We start from the raw sequence: 6400 nt of genomic DNA on the forward strand, positions 1-6400 counted from the left end.
TTTCTAAAAACCTTACTTTTCCTGTCTCTAAGTCATACTCGGCACCAACGACTAGCAATTGACCGCTATTAGTCAAATCTTCTAGCGCACGCGAACCATGCTTAAGCTGACTAACTGACATGCGTACGTTGGCACGGATAGAGCGGTCTAGCAATTCATCAGCATCGACATCCTGACCGTTCGCTGTTGCTAGCTCATGTAAATTATAGACACTTGGGCGAATACGATCGACGATAGATTGCAAGTTAGGAGAGTAGTTTTGCTCGGGATTGATAAGCGTCTCTACACAGGCCGTGACCGCACCGCAATGTGAATGTCCAAGTACCACGACCAGTTTTGTACCAAATTTTTCAGCAGCAAACTCAATGGATCCAATCTGTGAAGGCGCTACCACGTTTCCTGCGACTCGAATGACAAACAAATCACCTAAGCCCTGATCAAATACAATCTCAACAGGTACGCGTGCATCCGAACAACCCAAAATAATCGCCAAAGGATCTTGATCTTTCACCAACTCTGGTCGACGCTGCATACCTGACTCAATACTGGTAAGACTATCCACATAGCGTGCGTTGCCTTCTCTTAAAATCTCAAGGGCTTCTTGACCCGTTTTTGGGCGTGTATCGTTAGGCATAAAATATCCTTTATTATCAATATTATGAAAGTGACAGGCTGTTTTAAATCGATTTATACAAACAAAAATTGGCTCAGTATTTACTAGCAATGATTAATAACCAGCATGCTGACCATATTTGTCAGCCACAACGTGATTGTATAGCAATCAGAATTAAAAATTGATAAAAAGTTTAGGTTTAATGTCTCTGCAGAACCTCCATACTTTTGCATCATAACTTTTTCCTCATATAGTATAGAGAAACGGTAAAGAGCAAAATGATAAATATTAACGGCAATTTTTTCCTTGTTTATCTAAAACCTGTCTCATTTCAAGCCTCACAATCTAATTAATGACACGTCCTAATACAAGCGATTGCATACCACTTGTCATCGCTTGCATCCTTATAACGAACTTGCACTAATTTATATCGAGGGTTTGTTATAATACGTGTCAATAAAACTAAGTTTATCTCTACTGATCATATCCACATTCAATCACCTTGATAGCAGCATCCTAAATAAATCGCCATATCATCATGTTAGATGCCTAGGAAAAAACCATGACCATCCCTCCTCCCAATACGCACAAAACTCCTGTATCACCCAATGATGACAAGGTGCTGTTGCAACTGACTGGTCTAAAAAAAACCTTTGATCAAACGGAAGTATTAAAAGATATCAACCTAGATATCAAGCATGGAGAGTTTCTGACCCTGCTAGGCCCATCCGGTTGTGGCAAGACGACATTACTACGTTTGATTGCAGGTTTTGAGCAGCCAAATGAGGGCGCTATATATTTGGATGGTCTACAGATGGCAGGGTTGCCAGCAGATAAACGTCCAGTCAATACTGTATTTCAGCAATATGCATTGTTTCCTCATATGAGTGTCGCACAAAATGTGGCGTACGGACTCAAACTCAAAAAAGTATCTAAAGATGAGACTAAAACACGAGTGAGCGAGATGCTCGCCATGGTACAGCTAGAGCATTTAGCCAATCGTAAACCACAAGATTTATCAGGTGGTCAGCAGCAGCGTGTAGCGATTGCGCGTGCCGTGATCAATCGTCCCAAATTATTATTACTTGATGAGCCATTATCCGCGCTCGATCACAAGCTGCGTTTGCAAATGCAATCTGAGCTAAAACGATTACAGCGTGAGCTGGGCATTACTTTTGTATTTGTCACTCATGACCAAGAAGAAGCACTATCGATGTCGGACCGTATCGCGGTGATGAAAGATGGCTCATTTCAGCAAATCGGCACACCCATTGAGATTTATGAGACGCCTGCCAACTTGTTCACCGCCAAATTCATCGGTGAGACCAACTTGTTCAAAGCTGAAGTAAAAGGTGTGTATCCCAATCAGCCAGATCGTGATGGCAAAGTCACCAACGGACGTATCGAAGTAGAGGTTTGCGAGGCGCAAGCACAAGATGGACCTACAGCACTACGGAATCTACGCCGTCCTAATTTTGCCAATGATGTGCAGGTAGGCGACATCGTAAATTTACTGCTTCGTCCTGAAGACTTACGGATTTATGATCCAAAAGATGATGAAAACATTGGCCTGTTTGGCCGCGTTATTGAAAGCAACTATAAAGGCAGTACGTTAGACTCAATTATCGAACTGGCAAACGGTCATATTATTAAGGCCTCTGAGTTCTTTGATGAAGACGACCCGAGCTTTGATTACAAACTAAACGAAGGTGTCAAAGTCTCATGGGTAGATGGCTGGGAATGGGTATTGCCAGAAGTCTCCGAAAATATGTCAGACACGACTGTACAAAAGGATGGTAGCTGATGGCACCTCGTAGCTTGGGCAGTAAAAGTCCTTTTCGTACCGCAACGCTATGGTTGATTTGGGGTTGGCTACTGATATTTGCGCTATTGCCAAACATCTTAGTCATTGCTGTCAGTTTTTTGACCCGTGATAGCAGTGCTTTTATTAGCTTGCCGGTCAGCATCGATAGTTATGTGCGTATGATCGACCCCTTATATTTTGAGGTCTTTGTGCACTCACTATGGATGGCAGGTATCACAACCGTCATCTGCTTACTACTCGGTTACCCTTTTGCTTGGCTGATATCTAAAGCCAAAGTACGCTGGCAACCACTATTGATGATGCTATTGATACTGCCATTTTGGACCAACTCTTTAGTACGTACCTATGCACTCAAATTACTGTTTGCTAATAACGGTTTGATTAATAAATCACTACTTGCTATAGGCGTTATCGATACACCTATCGATATTTTATATACGCAAGGTGCGGTGATTGCTGGTCTGACGTATTTGTTATTTCCATTTATGGTATTGCCTTTATATGCGGTGTTTACTGATTTACGTAATGACATGCTGTTGGCCTCTCAGGATTTGGGTGCATCCAAGACCCAGACGTTTTGGCACGTGGTGCTACCATTGACGACACCTGGGATTATCTCTGGGGTGCTCTTAGTGTTATTACCTGCGATGGGTATGTTTTATGTAGCAGATATTTTGGGTGGCTCACGTAACTTATTGGTCGGTAATATCATCAAAAACCAATTTTTAGATGCCCGTGACTGGCCATTTGGGGCCGCCGCCAGTGTAATACTGACACTGGCAATGGCGTTGTTATTACTCGCCTACCGCGCCAGCAGTCGCCGTATTGGTAAAACCGACTTTAATGAGGTGGCCTAATGTCTCATTCACGCACATTGAAGCTTGGCAGTATCGCTGCTAAAGGCTACCTTAGCTTGATTTATACCTTGCTATATCTACCTATCATCGTCTTAGTAGTGATGTCATTTAACCAGTCAAAGATTGGCTACAACTGGGGCGGGTTTAGCTTAAAGTGGTATGAATCGCTCTTTAATAACCAAGCGATGCTCGATGCGTTTTGGCACTCTATTGTCTTAGGTTTAGTCGCTGCAACTGTCTCAACGTTGATAGGTACACTCACTGCCCTAGCCTTACATCGTTATAATTTTCGCGGTAAAGGCCTACTAAATGGTCTGCTATTTGTGTTGATGATGTCGCCTGAGATTGTGCTCGCTATCTCGTTATTAGCATTGTTCTTATTAATCGGACTGCAATTGGGCTTTGTCTCACTGCTATTGGCACACATTACCTTTTGCTTGCCCTTCGTGGTCATCACTGTGTTTGCACGGCTGAGTAGCTTAGATGAGCGCTTGATGGAAGCGGCACGTGATTTAGGTGCCAATGAATCAACGATGGTGCGCACTGTACTAATTCCAGTCATTTTACCTGCGGTTATGGCAGGTTGGTTGCTGGCCTTTACCTTGTCACTAGATGATGTAGTGGTTTCAACCTTTGTGACAGGACCCAGTTATGAGATTTTACCGTTACGGATTTATTCTATGGTAAGAGTTGGGTTAAAGCCTGAGGTCAATGCCATTGGTACATTATTATTAGTCGCTTCTTTAATATTGGTTATTATCTCACAAGTACTGTTGCGCAAGCGCTAGCTGTTGCTGAATCATTAATTATATACTATGAATGAAAGTCAGCAACATATGTACTATAATGAATTTATCTCACTTTAGTGGTTAGGTCGTCTTATGCTAGAACTACGCCATCTCAACACCTTGACCGCGCTACGAGCGCATGGCTCACTTGCTGCCGCTGCCGATGAGCTGCACGTCACAGCGTCTGCGGTATCACACCAATTAAAAGAGCTAGAGAGTTACTACGATATCAACTTGGTCAATCGTCGTACGCGACCGCTCACCTTTACGCCAGCTGGTAAAGCCGTACTGGCATTAGCAGATAACATCCTGCCGCAAGTGACCCGTACCAAATCCAATCTTAAACGCCTAGCACACGGGCAAGCAGGCAGGTTACGCCTAGCCTCTGAATGTCACAGCTGCTTTGATTGGCTAATGCCGATACTCAATCAGTATCGCCGCGAATGGTCTGATGTGGAGCTGGACTTTGCGACGGGCTTTGAGCCTGAGCCCCATCATTTATTGATGGAAGGTGATATTGACCTGCTGATTACCACCAGCAACTTACCGATAGAAGGACTCTGTTATCAGCCACTATTTGAATACGAGAGTCGTTTAGTACTGTCACCCATGCATGATTTGGCAGCGCAAGATTTTATCGATCCAAGTGATTTGACTGATGAGACTTTGATTGCCTATCCCGTCGAGGCCAAACGTCTCGATATTATCGCCAACTTTATGACGCCAGCGCAGGTAAGCTTTGAGAGCGTTCGTACGACAGAGCTGACAGCGATGCTGATTCAGCTGGTCGCTAGTGAACGCGGAGTTGCTGCATTGCCTGATTGGGTCGTCGCGGAATATGAGAAAAAAGGTTGGGTCGTCTCGCGGAAGTTGGGTGTAGGTGTACATTGTCAGTTGTATGCAGCAACGCGCACATCTAGCCAAGATACGGCGTATATGCAAGGGTTTGCGAATTTACTAGAAGGGATAGTGAAGCCGTTGTAGGTTCATTACTGATTACTTTCTTATAGTTATAAAATATTAGTCACTTTTTCATATCGTAACAAATGTTATGGTAAATAATGGTTCCCTAGTGAGGAATTGAACCTTAGGCTGTAGGCTAATGGTATCAGGGTTTTAACTTGCTAAGATAACCACAGTGTACTTCATGGTGTACTTACCATACATATTCTATCTATGATCGGTGCGCTATACAGGCTTCGAACTATATGCTATATCTCAGAGAGTTGAGTCTCTGATAATCCCGGTGCGGTTCAACGTGCAAGTTACACAACAATTCGTATTTAAGGATAAGTATAATGAAAATTGAAATACGTCATGCCGAGCCAGAAGATGCAGAAGCGTTGCAAGCCATTCATGCAGATGAGGCCTTATATGCAAATACTTTGCAGTTGCCTATGCCGTCCAAGACCCTATGGCATAAACGATTGGCGGATATATCTGAAAATACGTATTTTCTGGTGGCTGAAGTTGAGGGTGAAGTAGTAGGTTGTCTAGGGCTTGATACCATGATATCAAAACGTCGACGCCATGTAGCAAGCTTTGGGGTCAGCGTAAAGTCCGCGTCACAGGGTAAGGGTGTGGGTCGAGCTCTTATAACTACAGCGCTGGATTTGGCCGATAATTGGCTGGATATAAAACGTATTGAGATTACTGCTTACACCGATAACATCGGAGGCATTGGTTTATATAAAAGCTTGGGCTTTGTGATAGAAGGTGAAATGGTGGATTATGCTTATCGTAACGGCGAGTATGTCAATGCCTATCAGATGGCAAGAATTCGAAAAGCTAAAAATGGGTGATTCTGGGTATACCCCAAGGTAACCAGTTATTTTGCCCTTCAAACCTATTAACAGACCACTTAAAATAGACTGCTATCATGGAACCACTTATAACAGACCATTAAACGATGACTATCTACCAACGGCTACAAAACCAACTTAAAGAAGTAAAATCCCAGCGCGGTTGCCACTAATGTCAGGCCAACGTGCAGACCTATCAATGCAAGACCTGCTAATAACCTGCCTTCGCTGATAAAAGTAAACACTTCCGCGCTAAAGGTACTAAAAGTCGTCAACCCGCCCAAAAACCCAGTGATCACAAACAGTCGAATATTAGGAGACAGACCGCTGCCCATCCGCTCGAACCAAACTAAGGCCAACCCTATTAGCAGACCGCCCAAGATATTAGCACCCAATGTACCCAGTGGTATCCAGCTGTGCAGCGGGTTAAAGCGAGCCAACCATGTCCGCAAGCACGCGCCAAATGCTGCTCCTAAACCAACGGCAAGCCACTGCATAGACCATCCTTACTTCTA

General features: G+C 43.8%; 7 protein-coding genes. 5 read left to right on the plus strand and 2 right to left on the minus strand.

The genetic code is table 11. From position 1 onward, the window contains the following. Positions 1-634, minus strand: a 634-nt coding sequence (locus ACT3RN_RS13870; RefSeq protein ID WP_444518725.1) for a carbonic anhydrase, incomplete at its 3' end; no start/stop codon positions are given. Between the two features lie 541 nt (positions 635-1175). On the opposite strand from ACT3RN_RS13870, the gene potA reads away from it, so the two are divergent. The 5 genes from potA to ACT3RN_RS13895 all read left to right on the plus strand — a co-directional run bounded on the left by potA (position 1176) and on the right by ACT3RN_RS13895 (position 5885). After that, entirely contained in the window at positions 1176-2417 is a 1242-nt protein-coding gene (gene potA, locus ACT3RN_RS13875) for a spermidine/putrescine ABC transporter ATP-binding protein PotA (RefSeq protein WP_192518165.1), read from the plus strand. Continuing rightward, complete coding sequence (potB, locus tag ACT3RN_RS13880) at positions 2417-3295, plus strand: spermidine/putrescine ABC transporter permease PotB (protein ID WP_192518166.1); 879 nt, start codon at positions 2417-2419, stop codon at positions 3293-3295. Before potA ends, potB begins: the two co-directional genes overlap by 1 nt. After that, positions 3295-4083: a spermidine/putrescine ABC transporter permease PotC gene (gene potC, locus ACT3RN_RS13885; RefSeq protein ID WP_192518167.1), complete on the plus strand. Its 789-nt coding sequence runs from the start codon at positions 3295-3297 to the stop codon at positions 4081-4083. The genes potB and potC overlap by 1 nt, the downstream gene beginning before the upstream one ends. 93 nt (positions 4084-4176) lie before the next feature. Then, positions 4177-5067: a LysR family transcriptional regulator gene (locus ACT3RN_RS13890; RefSeq protein ID WP_192518168.1), complete on the plus strand. Its 891-nt coding sequence runs from the start codon at positions 4177-4179 to the stop codon at positions 5065-5067. A 314-nt stretch (positions 5068-5381) separates the two neighbouring features. Beyond that, a complete protein-coding gene (locus tag ACT3RN_RS13895; RefSeq protein WP_192518169.1) occupies positions 5382-5885 on the plus strand; it encodes a GNAT family N-acetyltransferase in 504 nt (167 codons plus the stop codon). Between the two features lie 125 nt (positions 5886-6010). On the opposite strand, the gene crcB is transcribed toward ACT3RN_RS13895, so the two are convergent. Further along, positions 6011-6382, minus strand: coding sequence for a fluoride efflux transporter CrcB (crcB, locus tag ACT3RN_RS13900; protein ID WP_192518170.1), 372 nt, complete (start codon positions 6380-6382; stop codon positions 6011-6013). Positions 6383-6400: the final 18 nt, after the last annotated feature.

This window comes from Psychrobacter sp. AOP5-GZ1-6 (genome assembly GCF_052376345.1).
In the GTDB taxonomy this organism is placed as follows: Bacteria; Pseudomonadota; Gammaproteobacteria; order Pseudomonadales; family Moraxellaceae; genus Psychrobacter.

What these genes read in the sequence shown, in the direction of transcription:
- ACT3RN_RS13890 (WP_192518168.1), top strand. Translation starts at nt 4,177, where the DNA reads ATGCTAGAACTACGCCATCTCAACACCTTGACCGCGCTACGAGCGCAT.
- potC (WP_192518167.1), top strand. Translation starts at nt 3,295, where the DNA reads ATGTCTCATTCACGCACATTGAAGCTTGGCAGTATCGCTGCTAAAGGC.
- potA (WP_192518165.1), top strand. Translation starts at nt 1,176, where the DNA reads ATGACCATCCCTCCTCCCAATACGCACAAAACTCCTGTATCACCCAAT.
- crcB (WP_192518170.1), bottom strand. Translation starts at nt 6,382, where the DNA reads ATGCAGTGGCTTGCCGTTGGTTTAGGAGCAGCATTTGGCGCGTGCTTG.
- ACT3RN_RS13895 (WP_192518169.1), top strand. Translation starts at nt 5,382, where the DNA reads ATGAAAATTGAAATACGTCATGCCGAGCCAGAAGATGCAGAAGCGTTG.
- potB (WP_192518166.1), top strand. Translation starts at nt 2,417, where the DNA reads ATGGCACCTCGTAGCTTGGGCAGTAAAAGTCCTTTTCGTACCGCAACG.